Source organism: Kluyvera chengduensis (genome assembly GCF_044197065.1).
In the GTDB taxonomy this organism is placed as follows: Bacteria; Pseudomonadota; Gammaproteobacteria; order Enterobacterales; family Enterobacteriaceae; genus Kluyvera; species Kluyvera ascorbata_C.
Map to the genome: position 1 here is coordinate 109,052 of NZ_JBIQOI010000003.1, position 19,236 is coordinate 128,287.

Below are 19,236 nucleotides of genomic sequence, written 5' to 3' on the forward strand. Positions count from 1 at the left end.
GAGTAGCAAATGAAAACGAATAATACCGGTTATATTATCGGTGCGTATCCGTGTGCGCCCTCATTCCACCAACAAGGGGAGCAGCAGGAGAAGGAATTCTGGCGATTGCTTGCTGATACGCCCAATATTCGGGGCATTGAACAACCGTGTCTCGAACATCTTCACCCTTACGGCGACGAGTGGCTATTCCGCCATACGCCTACTGAGTGGCAGATTGTCGTTACTGCCGTCATGGAGACAATGCGCCGTCGTGGCGGCGGCAACGGTGATTTTGGCCTAGCCTCTGCGGATGAACCACAGCGTCTGGCGTGCGTGGACTACTATCGCCATCTGCTGAACAAAATTAACCGTATTAATACGTCGCACCCTGGCAAAATTATCGCCCTCGAACTCCAGGCGGCGCCGCAGGCGGGCAATACCAGCGTGGCGCAAGCCACTGAAGCGTTTGCTCGCTCAATCAAAGAGATCGCCGCCTGGGACTGGTCATGCAATCTGGTGCTGGAACACTGTGATGCCATGACCCAAAACGCACCGCGTAAGGGATTTTTACCGCTCGACTCCGTACTGGACACGTTGTCGGGATACGATATCAGCGTCTGCATCAACTGGGCGCGTTCCGCCATTGAAGGCCGTAATACGGCGCTACCGCTGGCCCATACGCTGGCCGCCCAGCGGGCGGGTAAACTCGGTGCGCTCATGTTTTCGGGCACCACGGAGCAAGGCCCTTACGGCGAATGGCAGGATCTTCACGCCCCGTTTGCGCCGTTCTGTCCCGAGAGTTTATTAACCGCCGAGCGCGCCCATGAATTATTTCAGGCCGCACCATCCTCCACCTTACAATTTTCCGGCATTAAATTATTAGAAATTGATGCACAGGCAGATGTGCAGCATCGCATAGATATTTTGCGCGATGGCATTCGTGTTTTAAATAAAGCAGCTCATTAAAGAATAAAAACATCCTTTATTATTTAACAGAGAATATAAACATGAACACTTCCTCTCTATTATCTACACCTGTGGAAATACCACGCCAGCGCTGGTTGAGAATCATCCCACCGATTCTGATTGCTTGTATCATTTCTTATATGGACCGGGTAAATATTGCTTTTGCCATGCCGGGTGGAATGGATGCCGAACTGGGTATTTCCGCCACCATGGCGGGCCTTGCGGGCGGTATTTTCTTTATTGGTTATATGTTCCTGCAGGTTCCTGGCGGGAAAATTGCTGTGCATGGCAGCGGTAAAAAATTCATCGGCTGGTCGCTGGTCGCCTGGGCCGTCATTTCCGTGCTTACTGGTTTGATTACCAACCAATGGCAACTGTTAGTGCTGCGTTTCTTACTGGGCGTCGCTGAAGGCGGGATGCTGCCGGTGGTACTGACGATGATCTGTAACTGGTTCCCTGACGCAGAGCGTGGCCGCGCTAACGCGATAGTTATCATGTTTGTGCCGATTGCCGGGATCATCACCGCACCTCTCTCCGGCTGGCTCATTACCGCTCTCGACTGGCGCTGGCTGTTTATTCTTGAAGGTATGTTGTCCATTGTCGTGCTGGTGCTGTGGTCGCTGACCGTTTACGACCGCCCGCAGGAGGCGCGCTGGATTAGTGACGCGGAGAAAAACTGGCTCGTCGAAACGCTAAAAGCCGAACAGCTGGCGATTGCCGGAAAAGAGGTGCGCAACGCCTCGCTCAAAGCCGTGTTGTCCGACAAAATCATGTGGCAACTGATCGCGCTGAACTTCTTCTATCAAACCGGGATTTACGGCTACACCCTGTGGCTGCCAACCATTCTGAAAGAGCTGACGCATTCCAGTATGGGCCAGGTCGGCATGCTCGCCATTCTGCCCTACGTTGGGGCGATTGCCGGAATGTTCCTCTTCTCCTGGCTCTCAGACAAAACGGGCAAGCGTAAGGTCTTTGTCTGCCTGCCACTCGCCGGGTTTGCCCTGTGCATGTTCCTGTCGGTGGCGTTGAAAGACAACGTCTGGCTCGCCTACACCGCGCTGGTTGGCTGTGGCTTCTTCCTGCAATCCGCCGCAGGCGTGTTCTGGACCATTCCAGCCAAGCTGTTTAGCGCTGAAATGGCGGGCGGCGCGCGCGGCGTTATCAATGCCCTTGGCAACCTGGGCGGCTTCTGCGGCCCCTACGCCGTCGGCGTCTTAATCACCCTCTACAGCAAAGATGCTGGCGTGTATTGCCTCGCTATCTCTCTGGCACTGGCGGCGTTCATGGCGCTACTGCTCCCGGCGAAATGCGATCTCGCCTCCGGCGCATCCACCGATCCCCACGTTCCTGCTCGTAAACGTATCGCGTAGAGGTATCCCCAGCCCGATAGCCACGGCTATCGGGCTGAAGAGAAAGCGTATTCCGGCACCCCCGGCAAAACAGAGATAAAGAGATGAGTGAAAAAGAGACCTTCTGGTTGGGTATCGATTGTGGCGGTACTTATCTGAAAGCCGGTTTGTACAACAGCCAGGGTAAAGAACACTGTATTGAACGTCAGGCGCTACACACGCTTAGCCCACTCCCTGGCTATGCTGAGCGCGATATGACGCAACTGTGGGATGTCTGCGCCAGCACCATCGCACGGTTACTGCAGCGCAATCATATTCAGGGAAGCCAGATCAACGGGGTGGGCATCTCGGCGCAGGGCAAAGGGCTATTCTTGCTGGATAAGCAGGACAGGCCGCTGGGCCACGCCATCCTCTCGTCCGATCGTCGGGCGATGGCCATCGTCCAGCGCTGGCAACAGGATGGCATCCCCGAAAAGCTCTACCCGCTCACCCGCCAGACGCTATGGACCGGGCATCCCGCCTCGCTACTCCGCTGGCTGAAAGAAAATTCGCCCCAGCGTTACGCCCAGATTGGCTGCGTGATGATGGGCCACGACTATCTGCGCTGGTGCCTCACCGGCGTCAAAAGTTGCGAAGAAAGCAACATCTCCGAATCCAATCTCTACAACATGAACGACGGGCGCTATGACCCTCAGCTCACACATTGGCTGGGGATTAGCGACATTAACGCCGCGCTACCGCCGATTGTGGGCTCAGCTGAAATTTGCGGGGAAATCACACCTCAGGCAGCCGCCATCACCGGTCTGGCAGCGGGTACGCCCGTTGTCGGCGGACTGTTTGATGTGGTTTCCACCGCACTCTGCGCAGGATTGAAAGACGAGCAGACGCTCAATGCCGTTATGGGCACCTGGGCGGTCACCAGCGGGATTACGCACGGCCTGAAAAGCCACGAAAAACACCCCTACGTCTACGGCCGCTATGTCCAGCATGACGAATTTATCGTCCACGAAGCGAGCCCTACCTCTTCCGGCAATCTGGAGTGGCTCACCTCACAGTGGGGCGATATCTCTTTTAACGAAATTAATCAGGCCGTTGCCAGCCTGCCGAAAGCCAGCAGCAGCGTGTTCTTTCTGCCGTTTTTGTATGGCAGCAATGCCGGGCTGGAGATGACCAGCGGTTTTTACGGCATGCAGGCGCTGCATACCCGGGCCCATCTTTTACAAGCGGTGTACGAAGGCGTGGTCTTTTGCCACATGACGCACCTCAACCGTATGCGAGAACGTTTCACCGATGTCCACACGCTGCGCGTGACGGGCGGCCCAGCGCACTCTGAGGTCTGGATGCAAATGCTGGCGGACGTCAGCGGCCTGACCGTCGAGCTGCCGCAGGTCGAAGAGACCGGCTGCTTTGGCGCCGCCCTCGCCGCCCTCGTCGGCACCGGCATCTACCCCGATTTCCACACGGCACAACGCGCGCTGACTCACGATATCCGCGTGATAACACCAGACCCGCAGGCGCATGCCGCCTACCAGCGCAAATACCGTGGCTACCAATTACTGATTGAATCACTTCAAGGCTTCCATAGCCGAATTAAGGAGTACTCCGCATGAATCGCCCACTATTGCAGCTCGCCCTCGACCACAGCACGCTTCAGGCCGCTCAGAAAGATGTCGCCCTGCTGTGCGACCACGTTGATATCGTCGAAGCAGGTACCATTCTGTGCCTGAATGAAGGGCTTCATGCCGTTCGCGCGCTGCGCCAGCAGTGTCCGGATAAAATTATCGTCGCCGACTGGAAGGTTGCCGACGCCGGAGAAACGCTGGCGCAGCAAGCCTTTGGCGCTGGCGCGAACTGGATGACCATCATCTGCGCCGCGCCGCTCGCCACGGTGGAAAAAGGCCACGCCGTCGCCCAGCAGCTAGGGGCCGAAATTCAGATGGAGCTCTTCGGCAACTGGACGTTTGATGACGCCAGAGCCTGGCGCCGCATCGGCGTTCGCCAGGCGATTTACCACCGCGGACGTGACGCACAGGCCTGCGGTCAGCAGTGGGGAGAGGCCGACCTAGCCCGCATGAAAACGCTCTCCGACATTGGCCTTGAACTCTCCATTACCGGTGGCATCACTCCCGCCGATTTACCGCTCTTCAAAGAGATCAACGTGAAGGCATTCATTGCCGGACGCGCACTCGCGGGAGCGGCCGACCCTGTTCAGGTCGCCCGAGAGTTTCATGGGCAGATCGATGCTATCTGGGGAGGTCAATAATGCGCACGCATCCGTTAGGCATTTATGAAAAAGCGCTGGCTAAAGACCTGAGCTGGCCGGAACGCCTGGTACTGGCAAAAAGCTGCGGCTTCGACTTTGTGGAAATGTCCGTGGACGAAACCGACGAGCGTTTATCGCGCCTCGAGTGGAGCACCACGCAGCGCGCCTCGCTGGTAGAAGCGATACTGGAAACCGGGGTTTCGATCCCGTCCATGTGCCTGTCGGCGCATCGTCGCTTTCCTTTCGGCAGCCGTGATGAGCAGGTCCGCGATCGCGCCCGCGAAATTATGCAGAAAGCCATCAGACTCGCCCGCGACCTCGGTATTCGCACCATCCAGCTTGCGGGCTACGACGTCTATTACGAAGAGCATGACGAGGGCACGCAGCAGCGCTTTGCCGAAGGCCTTGCCTGGGCCGTTGAGCAGGCCGCCGCCTCCCAGGTGATGCTGGCCGTCGAGATCATGGATACCGCCTTTATGAACTCCATCAGCAAATGGAAAAAGTGGGATGAACTGCTCGCCTCACCGTGGTTCAGCGTCTATCCCGATGTCGGCAACCTGAGCGCCTGGGGCAACGATGTGCCAGCAGAGTTAGCGCTGGGCATCGATCGCATCGCCGCCATTCACCTGAAAGACACGCTAGCCGTCACCAAAGAGTGTCCGGGGCAGTTCCGTGACGTGCCGTTCGGCGAAGGCTGCGTCGATTTCGTCGGCATCTTTAACGAACTGAAAAAACTGAACTATCGCGGCGCATTTCTCATTGAGATGTGGACCGAGAAATCCAAAGAACCGGTGCTGGAGATTATCCAGGCTCGCCGTTGGATTGAAGCCCGTATGCAGGAAGGAGGATTCGTATGTTAGAACAACTCAAAGCCGAGGTGCTGGCGGCAAACCTGGCGCTCCCGACCCATAAACTGGTGACGTTTACCTGGGGCAACGTCAGCGCCGTCGACAGCGAACGCGGCCTGATGGTGATTAAACCTTCCGGCGTGGAGTATGACGTGATGCAGGCGGAAGATATGGTGGTGGTCGATATCGCGACCGGGCGCGTTATCGAAGGCAAGAAGAAACCATCATCCGATACGCCTACGCATCTGGCGCTGTACCGCCGCTACCCTGAGATTGGCGGCATCGTGCATACCCATTCTCGCCACGCCACCATCTGGTCACAGGCGGGGCTGGATCTCCCGGCATGGGGAACGACGCACGCGGACTATTTCTACGGTGCGATTCCCTGTACCCGGCTGATGACGCGTGACGAAATTAACGGTGAATATGAATACCAGACCGGTGAAGTCATCATTGAGACGTTTGAAAAGCGCGACCTCAACCCGATGCAGCTTCCCGCCGTGCTGGTGCATTCTCATGGCCCTTTTGCCTGGGGTAAAGATGCCGCCGATGCCGTCCACAACGCGGTGGTGCTGGAAGAGTGCGCCTACATGGGGCTGTTCTCGCGCCAATTAACGCCGCAGTTACCCGACATGCAGCCCGAGCTGTTGGATAAACACTATCTGCGCAAGCACGGCACCAAAGCCTACTACGGCCAGTAGTCGATTAGTGTGAATTCACGTGTTCCTTACAGTACCGCCGCTTCCACGCGGCGGGCGTCAGCCCGGTATGCTTGCGGAAAATTTCCCGGAAATACCCCACGTCAGCAAAACCGCACTGCTCGGCAACCTCTTTCAGTGAAGACGCATAATTGCTCAGCAGTTTTTCAGCCGCCCGCACCCGCTGGCGGTGAATCGCTTCGGTGATTGTCAGGTGGAAAACGCGTCGATACACGCGCCCAAGGTAATCCGCATTACAGTGCAGCTCGCGCGCAAGCATCGAGGTGGACAGGGGTAAATGGTAGCGCGTGTGGATCACCTGCTGCGCTTTCCATGCCAGCGCCGCGCCGCCCTCATCTTTCGGCTCTTCGTGTTGTGCAGATAAAGAAATGTTTTGCAAAATCAATAACAAAATAAGCTCCAGCGACGCATTGCGCTGAATTTTCTCCTGCTCGTGGAGAAACTGCCGAAACAGGGAGGTTAAATACTGCGGGTCGTGCAGCGTGGTCTGCTGGGGAATCGCTAACTGGGTTAATAGCGGATGCGGCTGCGTGGGCGTATTCAGCTCAAAATGCAGCCAGTAGAATTTAAGATCAGCGGGAAAATCGGCCATACCAACGTGGCGGCGACCGGGCCAGAGCAGCAGGCTATCGCCAGCGGTTACCTGAAAGACACGCTCCTCTTCCTGAATCGTTAATGTCCCCTTTTCAACAAAAATCAGCTCCCAGGAACTCAGCCTGCGCGCCGGATGCCGTCCGACACCGCGGGAGATAAATAACCCACCGTTTTGCACCTTAATCGGAAGCGCTATGGATAGATTGAGCATAAATATGAATGATCCCGCTTAACCGTCAAAAATAAACACCCTTTCCATTTGATTATTAACAATTAAATTGGCTTTCGCCCGATCGTCTTCACATTTTTATGATCAGGTCGGAATTACCCTCTTTTTATACTTCTTTACGACCTTGTTGCTCCCCGCTTTCCAGGCAAAATTAAACAGGTCGTGACATTACAACAATATCCCTACTGAAGCAGACATCTCCACATTGCGAGGAGCATTCCATGACCGCTACACCTATTTCCACCAGCGAGGTTGTGCCGGGTTTACAGGACGATAAGTTATCCGTCCGCGAGAAAATCGGCTATGGTCTCGGCGATGCAGGCGGTACCGTTATTACCTGCCTGATCATGAATTTCCTGACGTTCTTCTATACCGATGTCTTTGGCCTGACGCCTGCACTGGTCGGCACGCTATTCCTGGCACTCCGCGTATTTGATGCGATTTCCGACCCGATTATGGGTGTGCTGGCCGACCGCACACAGAGCCGCTGGGGGCGCTTTCGTCCATGGCAGATGTGGATTGCGCTTCCCATCGCCATCATCGGCGTACTTACCTTTACCGTTCCCGACGCCAGCATGGGCGTGAAGATTGCCTGGGCCTTCGGCACCTATCTGCTGCTCTCCGTCAGCTATACCGCGATCAACGTGCCCTACTGCGCGCTTATCAACACCATGACCACGCGCCACAGCGAAGTGATCTCCTGCCAGGCCTGGCGTTTTGTGCTGTGCGGCGTGGCGGGCTTTTTGGTCTCCGTTGGCTTACCGTGGCTGGTGAAAGCGCTGGGACAAGGTAATACCGCGCAGGGATACCAATATGGCGTCGGCGTGCTGTGCGCCATTGCGGCGGTGATGTTCCTGTGCTGCTTCTTCTGGGTTCGCGAACGCGTATCGCTGGATATGATGGGCAAGTTCACCCTGCGTGAACACATCGCCGGGCTGCGCAAAAACGACCAGCTTCTGCTGATGCTGCTGATGTCGTTCCTGCTGATTAACGTGTTCAATATCCGCGGCGGCGGTTACATGTATTTCATCACCTACGTGCTGGGCGGTTCAACGGGCTACACCTCGCTGTTTTTCACCATGGTGACGTTTGCCTCTATTTTCGGTTCGGTGATTATCAACCTGCTATCGCACCGCTTTGATACCGTCAAACTGTACTACTACACCAACCTGGTGCTGGCCGCGATCGCGGCGGGAATGTGGTTCTTGCCTACCGGTCCGGCCTACCAGACCCTATGGCTCGCGGTGATCCTCGGCAACGGCATTATTCTGGGCTTCACGCTGCCGCTGCACTTCTCCTTGATGGCCTTCTCCGACGACTACGGCGAGTGGAAAACCGGCGTTCGTTCTTCCGGCATGAACTTCGCCTTTAATCTGTTTTTCATCAAGCTCGCCTGGGCGTCCAGCGCAGGCATCATCAGCCTTGTCTTTATTTATGTGGCTTATCAGCCAGGTGCCGCCAACCAAACCGCGTCATCGCTGGCGGGGATCTCCTCGATGGAAACCCTGCTGCCGGCCCTGTTCCATCTGCTGCTGGCGTTCTCAATCCGCGCCTGCAAGCTCAATAATCCTATGATGGCGCGCATCGCTACCGATCTTCGCGCACGTCACGTTTCGTCCTGAGGAGTTTGTCATGTCCGTTATGGAAGTCGATTTACATACGTTGAAAGTGAACGATCCGTTTTTCGCGCAGTATCAACAGCTGGTGCGTGATGTGGTGATCCCCTATCAGTGGGATGCGCTGAACGACCGGATAGACGACGCTGAGCCGAGCCATGCGATAGAGAACTTCCGCATCGCCGCCGGGCAACAGGAGGGAGAATTTTACGGCATGGTCTTCCAGGACAGCGACGTGGCGAAGTGGCTGGAAGCCGTCGCCTGGTCGCTGTGTCAGAAGCCGGATGCAGAGCTCGAACGTACCGCTGATGAAGTCATTGAGCTGGTTGCCGCGGCCCAGTGTGAAGATGGCTATCTCAATACCTACTTCACGGCGAAGGCGCCTGGCGAACGCTGGACCAATCTGGCCGAATGCCACGAACTGTATTGTGCTGGCCATATGATTGAAGCAGGCGTGGCCTTCTTCCAGGCTACCGGCAAACGCCGCCTGCTGGAGGTGGTATGTCGTCTGGCTGACCATATCGACCAGGTCTTCGGTACCGGTGACAAACAGATCCATGGCTATCCGGGTCATCCGGAAATTGAGCTGGCGTTGATGCGCCTGTATGACGTGACGCAAGAACCGCGCTACATGGCGCTGGTGAACTACTTCGTCGAAGAACGCGGTAAACAGCCGCACTTCTATGACGATGAGTACGAGAAGCGCGGTAAAACGTCCTACTGGAATACCTACGGCCCGGCGTGGATGGTGAAAGACAAAGCGTATAGCCAGGCGCACCAACCGCTTGCCGAGCAGCAAACCGCCATCGGCCACGCGGTGCGTTTTGTCTACCTGATGACCGGCGTGGCACACCTTACGCGGCTGAGCAACGATGAAAGTAAACGTCAGGACTGCCTGCGCCTGTGGAACAACATGGCGCAGCGGCAGCTGTACATTACCGGCGGTATCGGCTCACAGAGCAGCGGCGAAGCCTTCAGCAGCGATTACGACCTGCCTAACGACACGGTCTACGCCGAAAGCTGCGCCTCCATCGGCCTGATGATGTTTGCTCGCCGCATGCTGGAAATGGAAGGTGACAGCCAGTACGCCGATGTGATGGAGCGTGCCCTGTACAACACCGTTCTCGGCGGGATGGCGCTGGACGGCAAGCACTTCTTCTACGTTAACCCGCTAGAAGTGCACCCGAAAACGCTGCAATTTAACCACATTTACGACCACGTGAAGCCGGTGCGGCAACGCTGGTTCGGCTGCGCCTGCTGCCCACCGAATATCGCCCGCGTGCTGACCTCCATCGGCCACTACATCTACACACCGCGGGAAGATGCCCTGTACGTAAACCTCTACATCGGTAACAGCATGGAAGTGCCGGTGGGCGATCAAACGTTACGTCTGCGCATTAGCGGTAACTACCCGTGGCAGGATCAGGTCAAGGTAGCCATTGATTCGCCGGTTCCGGTACACCATACGCTGGCGCTGCGTCTGCCGGACTGGTGCAGCGCGCCGCAGGTGGCGCTGAACGGTCGTGACGTTGCGGGAACGGTGAAAAAAGGCTATTTGCATATCACCCGTACCTGGGTTGAAGGCGATACGCTCACTCTGACGATGCCGATGCCGGTGCGTCGCGTTTACGGCAACCCGCTGGTGCGCCACGTCGCCGGGAAAGTCGCCGTGCAGCGCGGGCCGCTGGTCTACTGCCTGGAGCAGGCCGATAACGGTGAGGAGCTGCATAACCTGTGGCTGCCGGATAACGCAACGTTTACCGAACTGGAAGGCAAAGGCATTTTCGCCCATAAGGTGCTGTTGCAGGCGCAGGGCGTGAAGTACACCGCGCGTCATCCAGAACAACAATCGCTGTGGCATTACGATACGGCGCCCGCCGAGCGTCAGACGCAAACGCTGACCTTTATCCCGTGGTTTAGCTGGGCCAACCGTGGCGAGGGGGAGATGCGTATCTGGGTTAACGAAGAGAAACTGGCTGGATGATTGTGCGGTATGTTGCCTGATGGCGCTACGCTTATCAGGCCTACGGCCCGTAGCCCGGACGAGGCGTGAATACGCCGACTCCGGGTTCCCCCGGCGGCGCTGCGCTTGGCCGGGCTACAATTATTTGTAGGTTCAGCCCATAATGGCGATCCTGTCTACCTCAGCCACCGCCAGATAATTTATAGTGTTCTCATTCAACAAATAACACGTAAACACAATCACATGGATGAATTCAAAACGGTCGTTTTAAAGAAAATCAGCGCAGGCTCTATTTATAAAATCTACCTTCTTGGGCTGCTCGGCTCACTCGTCCCGATCGGCATATTGAACGGTATTCTCGGCGCTATTGGGATTACGCTGTTTGCGGTTCGCTGGAATGGGGAAGTTGTGCATGGCTTCAGTACGTTGATTATTAGCCCCTGTTTATTTGCTCTGCTCGCGCTGGTATTTACCGGCGTTCTCGGCAGCCTGAGCTGGGCAGGGCTATGGTTCTATAGCCAGTTCCGTCCACTGATAGTACGCCTCTCACTCATCGACCCAGAACAGTAGGCCTGATAAGCGCAGCGCCATCAGGCACAAAAAAAGCAGAACGCGAACGTTCTGCTTTTTTTATTACCGAGCCCGAATTACATCGCCGCGCGGAAAATCGCCATGATCTCTTCGTGAGTTGCCTGGATAGGGTTGGTGAAGCCACACGCATCTTTCAGCGCGTTGGTTGCCAGTACCGGGATATCCTCTTCTTTCACGTTCAGCTCACGCAGACCGGCTGGAATATTCACCTGACGCGCCAGTTTGCGAATGGCGTCAACACATGCCGCCGCGCCCTGTTCGTCGTTCATCGCGCTCACATCGATATTCATCGCCTTCGCGCAATCACGCAGACGTGCCGCAGCCACTTTGCTGTTGAACACCTGAACGTGCGGCAGCAGCACCGCGTTGCAAACACCGTGCGGCAGGTCGTAGAAACCGCCCAACTGGTGCGCCATCGCGTGAACGTAGCCCAGGGAAGCATTGTTGAACGCCATGCCCGCCAGGAACTGCGCGTAGGCCATCGCTTCACGCGCTTCGCTGTTGCTACCGTGTTCAACGGCGGTCGGCAGGTTTTCAACAATCATGGTGATCGCTTTCAGCGCACAGGCGTCGGTAATCGGCGTGGCGGCGATAGAAACGTAGGCTTCAATCGCGTGGGTCAGCGCATCCATACCGGTGGCGGCGGTCAGCCCTTTCGGCATGCCTTCCATCAGGGAAGAGTCGTTAACGGACAGCACTGGGGTGACGTGTTTGTCGACAATCGCCATTTTGATATGACGGGTCACGTCGGTGATGATGCAGAAACGGGTCATTTCAGACGCCGTACCCGCCGTGGTGTTAATCGCAATCATTGGCAGCTGCGGCTTCGCGGAGCGGTCAACGCCTTCGTAATCACGAATATCGCCACCGTTCGAGGCCACCAGCGCGATCCCTTTCGCGCAGTCGTGCGGAGAGCCGCCGCCCAGGGAAATGACGCAATCACAATCATTGGCGCGCAGCATTTCCAGACCCTCTTCAACGTTGACCGTTGTAGGGTTTGGATGGGTGCCATCAAACACCACGCTCAGGATGTCGAATTCCTGTAGGCGTTTCTGGATATTGCCCGCTACGCCCAGCTTGTTCAGCACTGCATCGGTGACAATCAGCGCACGGCGGTAGCCGTACTCTTTCATTGTGTTCATTGCGTCATTTAACGCGCCATTACCGATGACATTCACAGATGGAATGAAAAAAGTCGATGCAGCCATGATAGTTCCTTTATTTAATAAGCAGGCTGTCGAGGCTATAGCAATATTTATCGAGAAAACCCGATCAGGTTAGCATTTTTATCTATGGATAAAATAAAAAGCACACCATGTTATTGTTTATGGCGTGCTTTTTGGAGTTTGATATATCTATGTATTTTATTTGATATCTTTTCGCATTGTTTTGTTAATTTTTATTATCCGGGAACAGTAGCGCATCGCGTAATAAATGGTCATTCCCGCGACGGCGGGTAAAACCAATGCGGTTAAAATATTCGAGAATCTGAATCGCCAGCTTACGGCCTACGTTAAGCTTGTCGCGGAAGTCCGCCGCGCAGGTTGAACCTTTTTCCTGATCGAGCTCGCGGATCATGCTCGCAAAAGTCACTATCCGGTCGTTACGGTAATAGCGGTCTTTCACAATCGCGGTGATCATCCCCTGCTGCGCCGCCAGGCGTAACACGCTACGCATGGTGTTCTCATCGGTGCCGGTTTGCGTTGCCAGGTCACGCACCCACCAGGGTTCGTCGCCAAACAGCGGCGCGGCTTTCTGCCACACCGCCTGCTGCCCGTCGGTAAATCCGGCTTTGTGATCCGGCAGATGCAGCCAGCCGTGATGGCTGGCAATCACGCCGCTTTCACGCATCTGCTCGATAAGCGTCAGCACCAGCGCTTCGTCTTCCATCGGCAGCGCAATGCGGCGCAAACGCTCGCGCCCAGGGCCCGGTTCATCTTTATGCTGCTCATGATAGAGCGCCAGCGCGTCCATCAGCTTACGCTGCCAGCGAGCCGCCAGCGGCGCATCCAGCAGGCTGTCACCCGCGAGGATAAAGCCCGGCTGAGCAATCAGCTTCTCAAGCCCCTGAGGACTCAACTGACGCGCCCAGGCGAAATCACGCAGGTTCACCGCATCACGAGTGAGATGCACCGCCAGCGCCTGTGCATCTTCTGTGGCCAGCGCCAGCGCGGCAATCCACGCCAGATACTCGGGCTTGCGCTTACCACGGCGCGGCGAGTTGAGCGTCACCACGCGCGCCCCGGCGAGCGTCACTTTTGCCGAGATATCGCGCAGCACCAGCCGGTCGTTATCCGCCAGCCACAGCGGCGCATCAAGCACCAGTTCGGCCAGATTATCTTCCAGCAGCGACACGCGACCGGTGATATGGCTCGCCGCGTGGTGAATATGCAGCGGCTGCCACTGGGTCAGCGGCACGTGGCTTTGCAGCTCGACAATCACGCGTTCAGACGGCGCTGGCGGCGCTTCGCTCAGCAGCCAGTCACCGCGGTTAAGATCTTCTTTTTGCGCCGCCCCTGCGATATTCAAGGCAATACGCTGCCCGCCGTGGGCCTGATCCACCGGCTGGTTCTGCGCATGCAGGCCGCGCACGCGCATCGGCGTGTCCATGCCGGTCAGCCATAACGTGTCGCCCACGCGCACATCGCCCGACAGCGCCGTACCGGTGACCACCAGCCCCGCGCCCTTAACGGTGAACGCGCGGTCAATCGCCAGGCGAAAGCGCTGATTCTCCGGATGTGCGCGAGCGGTTAGCTGGCGTAAATGGTCGCGCAGTTCGTCGATGCCGCGGTTTTCTGTCGCAGCGGTTTCAAACAGCGTCGCCTGCTCAAAGCCATACTCACGCAGAACATCGGCGACTTCGTGGCGAACATCGTCGATACGGGCGGCATCAACGCGGTCCACCTTCGTTAACGCCACGGTCAGCGTCGGGTTGCCCGTTAGCTGGAGGATCGCCAGATGTTCACGCGTTTGCGCCATCACGCCGTCATCGCATGCCACCACCAGCAGAGCGTGGTCAATGCCGCCAACGCCAGCCAGCATATTGGAGAGGAATTTTTCATGCCCGGGCACGTCGATAAAGCCCAGCACGCGGCCATCCGGCTGCGGCCAGTAGGCGTAGCCGAGGTCAATCGTCATACCGCGGGATTTCTCTTCCGGCAGGCGGTCGGCGTTAATGCCGGTGATCGCCTGCAGCAGGGTGGTTTTGCCGTGGTCAACGTGACCGGCGGTGGCAATAATCATTTCAACAACATCTCCAGGAAACGGGGTTCATCTTCAAGGCAGCGTAAATCAAGCCACAGGCGCCCATCATAAATTCGGCCAATGACCGGGACGGGCAGGCTGCGCCAGGCGGTAGAGAGCGCTTCAAGTCGGCTCCCTTTACCGTCCAGCGGGGTCAGCGCAATCGCGGCGCTCGGCAGGCTTTCGGACGGCAGGGAACCGCTGCCAATCTGCGACGCGCACGGCATCACCTGCACCGCAAACTCATCGCCATAGCGCTGGGCCAGCGGTTCACGCAGGCGCAACGCCTGCTGGTGAATCTCTTCCGCCGTGCGGCTTAACAGGCGTAGCGTCGGGAGTTCAGCCGCCAGCTTTTCCGGGTGTAAATACAAGCGTAACGTCGCTTCCAGCGCAGCCAGCGTCATTTTATCGGCACGCAGCGCGCGCTTGAGCGGGTGCTGCTGTAGCTGGGCTATCAACGCCTTTTTGCCGACGATAATCCCGGCCTGCGGGCCGCCGAGCAGTTTGTCGCCGGAAAAACTGACCAGGCTCACGCCTGCGGCAATCATCTCCTGCGGCATCGGCTCTTTCGGCAGGCCGAAACGGCTGAGGTCGATAAGCGAACCGCTGCCGAGATCCGCGACAACCGGCACGCCAAGCTCGCGGCCAATCTCCGCCAGTTCCGCTTCTTCTACCGATTTGGTAAAGCCTTCAATGCTGTAGTTGCTGGTATGCACCTTCATCAGCAGCCCGGTGTTGTCGTTGAAGGCCTGACGGTAATCTTTCGCATGCGTGCGGTTGGTGGTGCCTACTTCATGCAGTACGCAGCCGGCCTGACGCATCACGTCGGGAATGCGAAACGCGCCGCCAATTTCGACCAGCTCACCGCGTGAAACCACAACTTCTTTTCCCGCCGCCGTCGCGGCCAGCATCAGCAGCACCGCCGCGGCGTTGTTATTGACAATACAGGCATCTTCCGCGCCGGTTATCCGACACAACAGGTCCGCCAGCGCACGGTCGCGGTGGCCACGCCCTGCGCCGTCTAAATCATATTCCAGCGTCACCGGGTCGCGCATCGCCTGGGTAACAGCATCAATCGCCGCCTGCGCCTGCTGCGCGCGCCCAAGGTTGGTATGCAACACGGTGCCCGTCAGGTTGATGACCGGGCGTAATGCGCTTTGCGCATCGCGGCTCAAACGGCGCAGCGTCTCCTGCGCCCAATCCTCGCTCCAGACCGGGAGCGTCTGCTGCTCACGAATGCAAAGGCGCGCCTCGTCCTGCATCTGGCGAAGCTGTTCCACCACCTGCGAGTGGCCGTGGGCATCAAGTAAACGGGCGAAAGCGGGATCGCGAAGCAGGCGATCGGTCGCGGGAAGCTGGCTGTAGAGCGAACGGGTATCGGTAGTCATGAGTCGGCCTGACGGTTAAATGTTACCCCTCCCGACGGGAGAGGGAGTCATAAGGGAGGGATTGTACAATGTACAGCGGCTCCGCGTTATAGCGTTCAATCAAGCCTTTGGCGGTTCGGTGCGCGCAAAACTCTCACGCAGGAAGAGCGTTTCCGCCAATTTCACGAGGTGCGGTCTCTCCACGCACCAGCCCGGCGCAATGCGGCGGAAGTTCAGATAGCCAATAGCACAGGCAATGGCGATGGTCGCGAGATTGAGGGTGTCGGTCTTCAGCGTACCGTCGGCCAGATAGCCTTCCAGCGCATCCAGACTGCGGCTTATCTTCTCGCGCTGGCGCAGCACTTCAGCTTCTGATTGCTGCGCGGCTGGGCGAGCCTGTTCACGTACGGAAGCCAGGCCAGCGTCCATAATGCCGTCAGCCAGAGACTCCATCTGGCGCACTTTCAGCGCGGCAAGCGGGTCACGCGGCACCATCTCAGGCGCCACGCCCAAAAGCTCAATGTACTCGGCGATAATCGGCGAGTCGAACCAGCACTCACCCTCGTCCGTGACCAGCGCGGGTACTTTGCCCAATGGGTTGTACTGCGCCACGCCATTTTCCGCGTTGTAAGGCTGTTCATTCACAAACTCAAAGGCAATCCCCTTTTCCAGTAAGAGGATCGATATTTTACGTACAAATGGGCTGGTGTAGCTGCCGACCAGTTTCATCTTCATCTCCTTTGCGCCAACAAAGTCTTCAGTATGGCTCAGGCAGCTTCATTCGCCTTCTGGTTTTTTCCCGCCTAGTGATCCAGATAGAGATAATGCATCCAGCTGGTCATGCGCAGCAGGACTTTACGCATCACCGCAACATGGCTGAAATGGTCGGAATACACCGCTACCTGCGCATAGATGCCGTCCGGCAGCGAGTCGACCTCATCATTGGGTTCCAAATCAATCAGCGCCATGACGCCGTCCGTCCCCGGCACGACCGTCAGCGACTGTAGCGCGCCCTGCGCTTGATAGGAGCCGCCGGGAACCACCGGGAGTATGCTGGCGAGCTTACCGTGGAAAACCTGCCCCGGCAGCGCGTTAAACACCACTTCGGCATCATCGCCTGCTTCCAGTCGCAGCAGCGAGTTCTGGCGGAACTGGGCAACTATCTGCCGTTTCTGTTCAGGGATAAACACCATCACCGGGCGCAGCGGCAGCGCCGCGGCGTAGGTGCCAGGACGGATCAATACCTGCGTGACATAGCCATCGCTGGGTGCGCGAACCACCGTCTGGTCGAGGTTATATTTTGCTTCCGCCAACTGCGCGCGCAGGCTGACAATTTGCGATTGCTCGCCGTTCACCATGCTATCCAGCTGGCTCTTAATCTGCGACTGCTCGGCAACCGAGCCTTTCACCATCGCATCCTGAGCCAGATAGTTCTGCCGGGCATTGTCGATATCGCTTTCTGAGAACGGATTTACCCGCGCCTGACTGCCCTTCAGGTAGCGCTGATAGTCTTTGTATAAACGGTCGCGTTCGGCGGAAACCCGCGTGGTATTGGCCTGAGCCTCCGACAGTTGCCCTTTGAGGGTATCCACGTTGTGCGTGGCGGTCACCAGGTCGGCCTGTAAACGATCCACCCGCGCCTGATAGCGCGTCGGGTCAAGTTTAAATAACACCTCGCCTTTTTTGATCAGTTGATTATTTTTCTCTGTAACTTCGCTGACCACGCCCGTTACCTGCGGCGTAATAGGAATAGAAATCACCGCCTTCTGCGCCGTAAAAGTATAGGGGTGGTTATAGTTCATCAATAAAATAAGCCCGCTAACCAAAAATATGCCGCCCAATGCGGCGGTTGACAGCGACCATTGATTTACCGGAATACGAAATATTTTAAATACCGCCCACGCGAGCGCGACATAGGTCAAAACAATCAGCAGATCCATGATTATTGCTCCGAAGTCGTGTCGGCGGTGGGGCGTATTTCCGCGAGCTTTTGTTCAAGCTCGGTGACCCTTTGAGAAAGCCTGAAAAGCGAGTCATCGCCGGTTGGCTTGGGTTCCGAAGGGGAGATATGTGATTGCATTCCCCAGCCGCGATCGGGCTGGTAGAGCGTGGCCCAGATCCATAAAAATGGCCAGATCACGTGCAGAGTAAACAGACTAACCCACCCGGCGGTATGAATCGCATCGGCATGGGGATGGTTGCGTTTTTTCGCGATGTTATAGGGAATATCATGAATCATGATGATTCCGTAAAACAGCACCAGAAAGACGAAGATGAGCACACCCAACGCAAAATAGTTTAGAAACATACCTGCCTCAGATTCACGCTATTCGGGTTTTGAGAGGTTTGGCGGCCGAAGACACGACTGACCGATATGTTGAAAATAATGCTCAAACGCTATTTTCGCCATCACCCGGCGGGGTAATTTTTATTTCTGGAGAGAGGCAAAGCATATCCCGGGTAATACCGAGTGCATTACCCGTTTGAGAAATAGCCCAAACCGACGCTATTTGTGCTGCGAATCTACCGGACGGTACAGGTTGCGATAGTAGGCCAGACGTTCAAGGTACATCCCGGCTTTATCTTCCGGAATATCGTCCGGTATCCGGTCGGTGTGCGGCCTTTTGTGCAGGTACTCCACAAACGCCTGGCTGGAGGCCATAAAATCGACCGCTTTGTCGATAATCCGCGGAATGTTTTCACCCATTTTATTACTCATCGCACGTCCTCCCAATCGATTAGCCTTACTTTAAGGATGGATAATAAGACGCCAGCCTGTTGAGGAAAATGTGCGGATTTTTGTCGCTTATTTTCAAAAAAGCGATCGTGTTAACTCATTCTTGATATTACATTTAAATTCATCGGGTTAGATAAATAACATCCTTATTATCACGCGTAGAAACTTCTCCATTTTGTATAATTAACTACCAGAAATGAGCGACAACGCGCATACTAGAGGTTATTACGTCTATTTTGTTATCAGATACCAGCAACATGAAAGAAATCGAAAAGAACGAAATTAAACGCCTGAGCGACCTGCTTGATGCTCTCCGCCACCAGCAGGCCGCGCTGTCTCTGGTTGAAGGTGCCGAGAAGTACGCCGAACTTGAGGCAGAAAAAACCAAACTTGAAACGGAAATCGCGCGTCTGCGTGAAGTCCGTACTCAAAAACTCAGCAAAGAAGCGCAGCAGCTGACCAAACTACCGTTCAGCCGTGCGATTACCAAAAAAGAACAGGCCGACATGGGTAAGCTGAAGAAAAGCGTCCGTGGTCTGGTCGTTGTGCACCCAATGAGTGCGCTTGGCCGCGAAATGGGTCTGCAAGAGATGACAGGGTTCGCCAAGAGCGAGTTCTGATTCCCCTCCCCTTAACCTTCTCCCGCCCGGGGGAAGGTTTTGTTTTCCGCTGAAATCCCCCCAAACCAATTGGCCCAACCAATTTCACAACCAAATCTCTATTGGTTCACACTTCCATAATCTTTACTCACAAAGCAATTGCTAGAACATAA

Annotated in this window: 18 protein-coding genes; 10 read left to right on the top strand and 8 right to left on the bottom strand. The window is 56.3% G+C overall.

From position 1 onward, the window contains the following. Positions 1-9 precede the first annotated feature (9 nt). The 6 genes from ACH1XZ_RS11495 to araD all read left to right on the top strand — a co-directional run bounded on the left by ACH1XZ_RS11495 (position 10) and on the right by araD (position 6,106). Positions 10-945: a DUF4862 family protein gene (locus tag ACH1XZ_RS11495; RefSeq protein ID WP_395595670.1), complete on the top strand. Its 936-nt coding sequence runs from the start codon at positions 10-12 to the stop codon at positions 943-945. Between the two features lie 41 nt (positions 946-986). Continuing rightward, a complete protein-coding gene (locus ACH1XZ_RS11500; protein ID WP_395595671.1) occupies positions 987-2,315 on the top strand; it encodes an MFS transporter in 1,329 nt (442 codons plus the stop codon). A gap of 83 nt (positions 2,316-2,398) precedes the next feature. Then, the gene (locus ACH1XZ_RS11505; protein ID WP_395595672.1) at positions 2,399-3,904 is read left to right on the top strand and encodes an FGGY-family carbohydrate kinase; all 1,506 of its coding nucleotides are present in this window, start codon (positions 2,399-2,401) and stop codon (positions 3,902-3,904) included. After that, positions 3,901-4,557 (top strand): 3-keto-L-gulonate-6-phosphate decarboxylase UlaD, encoded by a 657-nt coding sequence (gene ulaD, locus ACH1XZ_RS11510; RefSeq protein WP_395595673.1) that lies wholly within the window; start codon positions 3,901-3,903, stop codon positions 4,555-4,557. Before ACH1XZ_RS11505 ends, ulaD begins: the two co-directional genes overlap by 4 nt. Then, the gene (locus ACH1XZ_RS11515; protein WP_395595674.1) at positions 4,557-5,417 is read left to right on the top strand and encodes an L-ribulose-5-phosphate 3-epimerase; all 861 of its coding nucleotides are present in this window, start codon (positions 4,557-4,559) and stop codon (positions 5,415-5,417) included. The genes ulaD and ACH1XZ_RS11515 overlap by 1 nt, the downstream gene beginning before the upstream one ends. Further along, positions 5,411-6,106: an L-ribulose-5-phosphate 4-epimerase gene (araD, locus tag ACH1XZ_RS11520; protein WP_395595675.1), complete on the top strand. Its 696-nt coding sequence runs from the start codon at positions 5,411-5,413 to the stop codon at positions 6,104-6,106. Before ACH1XZ_RS11515 ends, araD begins: the two co-directional genes overlap by 7 nt. Before the next feature lie 4 nt (positions 6,107-6,110). Here the strand turns inward: araD and ACH1XZ_RS11525 are convergent, their stop codons facing one another. Then, a complete protein-coding gene (locus ACH1XZ_RS11525; RefSeq protein WP_395595676.1) occupies positions 6,111-6,929 on the bottom strand; it encodes an AraC family transcriptional regulator in 819 nt (272 codons plus the stop codon). Between the two features lie 239 nt (positions 6,930-7,168). On the opposite strand from ACH1XZ_RS11525, the gene ACH1XZ_RS11530 reads away from it, so the two are divergent. The 3 genes from ACH1XZ_RS11530 to ACH1XZ_RS11545 all read left to right on the top strand — a co-directional run bounded on the left by ACH1XZ_RS11530 (position 7,169) and on the right by ACH1XZ_RS11545 (position 11,096). Next, the gene (locus ACH1XZ_RS11530) at positions 7,169-8,569 is read left to right on the top strand and encodes an MFS transporter (protein ID WP_395595677.1); all 1,401 of its coding nucleotides are present in this window, start codon (positions 7,169-7,171) and stop codon (positions 8,567-8,569) included. A gap of 10 nt (positions 8,570-8,579) precedes the next feature. Beyond that, a complete protein-coding gene (locus ACH1XZ_RS23365) occupies positions 8,580-10,547 on the top strand; it encodes a glycoside hydrolase family 127 protein (protein WP_459253852.1) in 1,968 nt (655 codons plus the stop codon). A 105-nt stretch (positions 10,548-10,652) separates the two neighbouring features. After that, positions 10,653-11,096, top strand: a complete 444-nt coding sequence (locus ACH1XZ_RS11545; RefSeq protein ID WP_395595678.1) for a hypothetical protein — start codon at positions 10,653-10,655, stop codon at positions 11,094-11,096. 77 nt (positions 11,097-11,173) lie between these two features. Here the strand turns inward: ACH1XZ_RS11545 and yiaY are convergent, their stop codons facing one another. The 7 genes from yiaY to ACH1XZ_RS11580 all read right to left on the bottom strand — a co-directional run bounded on the left by yiaY (position 11,174) and on the right by ACH1XZ_RS11580 (position 18,446). Further along, positions 11,174-12,325, bottom strand: a complete 1,152-nt coding sequence (gene yiaY, locus ACH1XZ_RS11550; protein ID WP_395595679.1) for an L-threonine dehydrogenase — start codon at positions 12,323-12,325, stop codon at positions 11,174-11,176. Between the two features lie 184 nt (positions 12,326-12,509). Next, positions 12,510-14,360, bottom strand: coding sequence for a selenocysteine-specific translation elongation factor (gene selB, locus ACH1XZ_RS11555; protein WP_395595680.1), 1,851 nt, complete (start codon positions 14,358-14,360; stop codon positions 12,510-12,512). Beyond that, complete coding sequence (gene selA / locus ACH1XZ_RS11560; RefSeq protein ID WP_395595681.1) at positions 14,357-15,748, bottom strand: L-seryl-tRNA(Sec) selenium transferase; 1,392 nt, start codon at positions 15,746-15,748, stop codon at positions 14,357-14,359. The genes selB and selA overlap by 4 nt, the downstream gene beginning before the upstream one ends. Before the next feature lie 99 nt (positions 15,749-15,847). After that, complete coding sequence (locus ACH1XZ_RS11565) at positions 15,848-16,456, bottom strand: glutathione S-transferase (protein ID WP_395595682.1); 609 nt, start codon at positions 16,454-16,456, stop codon at positions 15,848-15,850. A gap of 74 nt (positions 16,457-16,530) precedes the next feature. Further along, the gene (locus ACH1XZ_RS11570; RefSeq protein ID WP_395595683.1) at positions 16,531-17,667 is read right to left on the bottom strand and encodes an HlyD family secretion protein; all 1,137 of its coding nucleotides are present in this window, start codon (positions 17,665-17,667) and stop codon (positions 16,531-16,533) included. A 2-nt stretch (positions 17,668-17,669) separates the two neighbouring features. Continuing rightward, positions 17,670-18,035, bottom strand: a complete 366-nt coding sequence (locus tag ACH1XZ_RS11575; RefSeq protein WP_395595684.1) for a DUF3302 domain-containing protein — start codon at positions 18,033-18,035, stop codon at positions 17,670-17,672. Between the two features lie 198 nt (positions 18,036-18,233). Beyond that, complete coding sequence (locus ACH1XZ_RS11580) at positions 18,234-18,446, bottom strand: hypothetical protein (protein WP_395595685.1); 213 nt, start codon at positions 18,444-18,446, stop codon at positions 18,234-18,236. 275 nt (positions 18,447-18,721) lie between these two features. Here ACH1XZ_RS11580 and ACH1XZ_RS11585 point away from each other — a divergent pair, with 275 nt between their 5' ends. After that, positions 18,722-19,084 (top strand): YibL family ribosome-associated protein, encoded by a 363-nt coding sequence (locus tag ACH1XZ_RS11585; RefSeq protein ID WP_395595686.1) that lies wholly within the window; start codon positions 18,722-18,724, stop codon positions 19,082-19,084. Positions 19,085-19,236 lie beyond the last annotated feature (152 nt).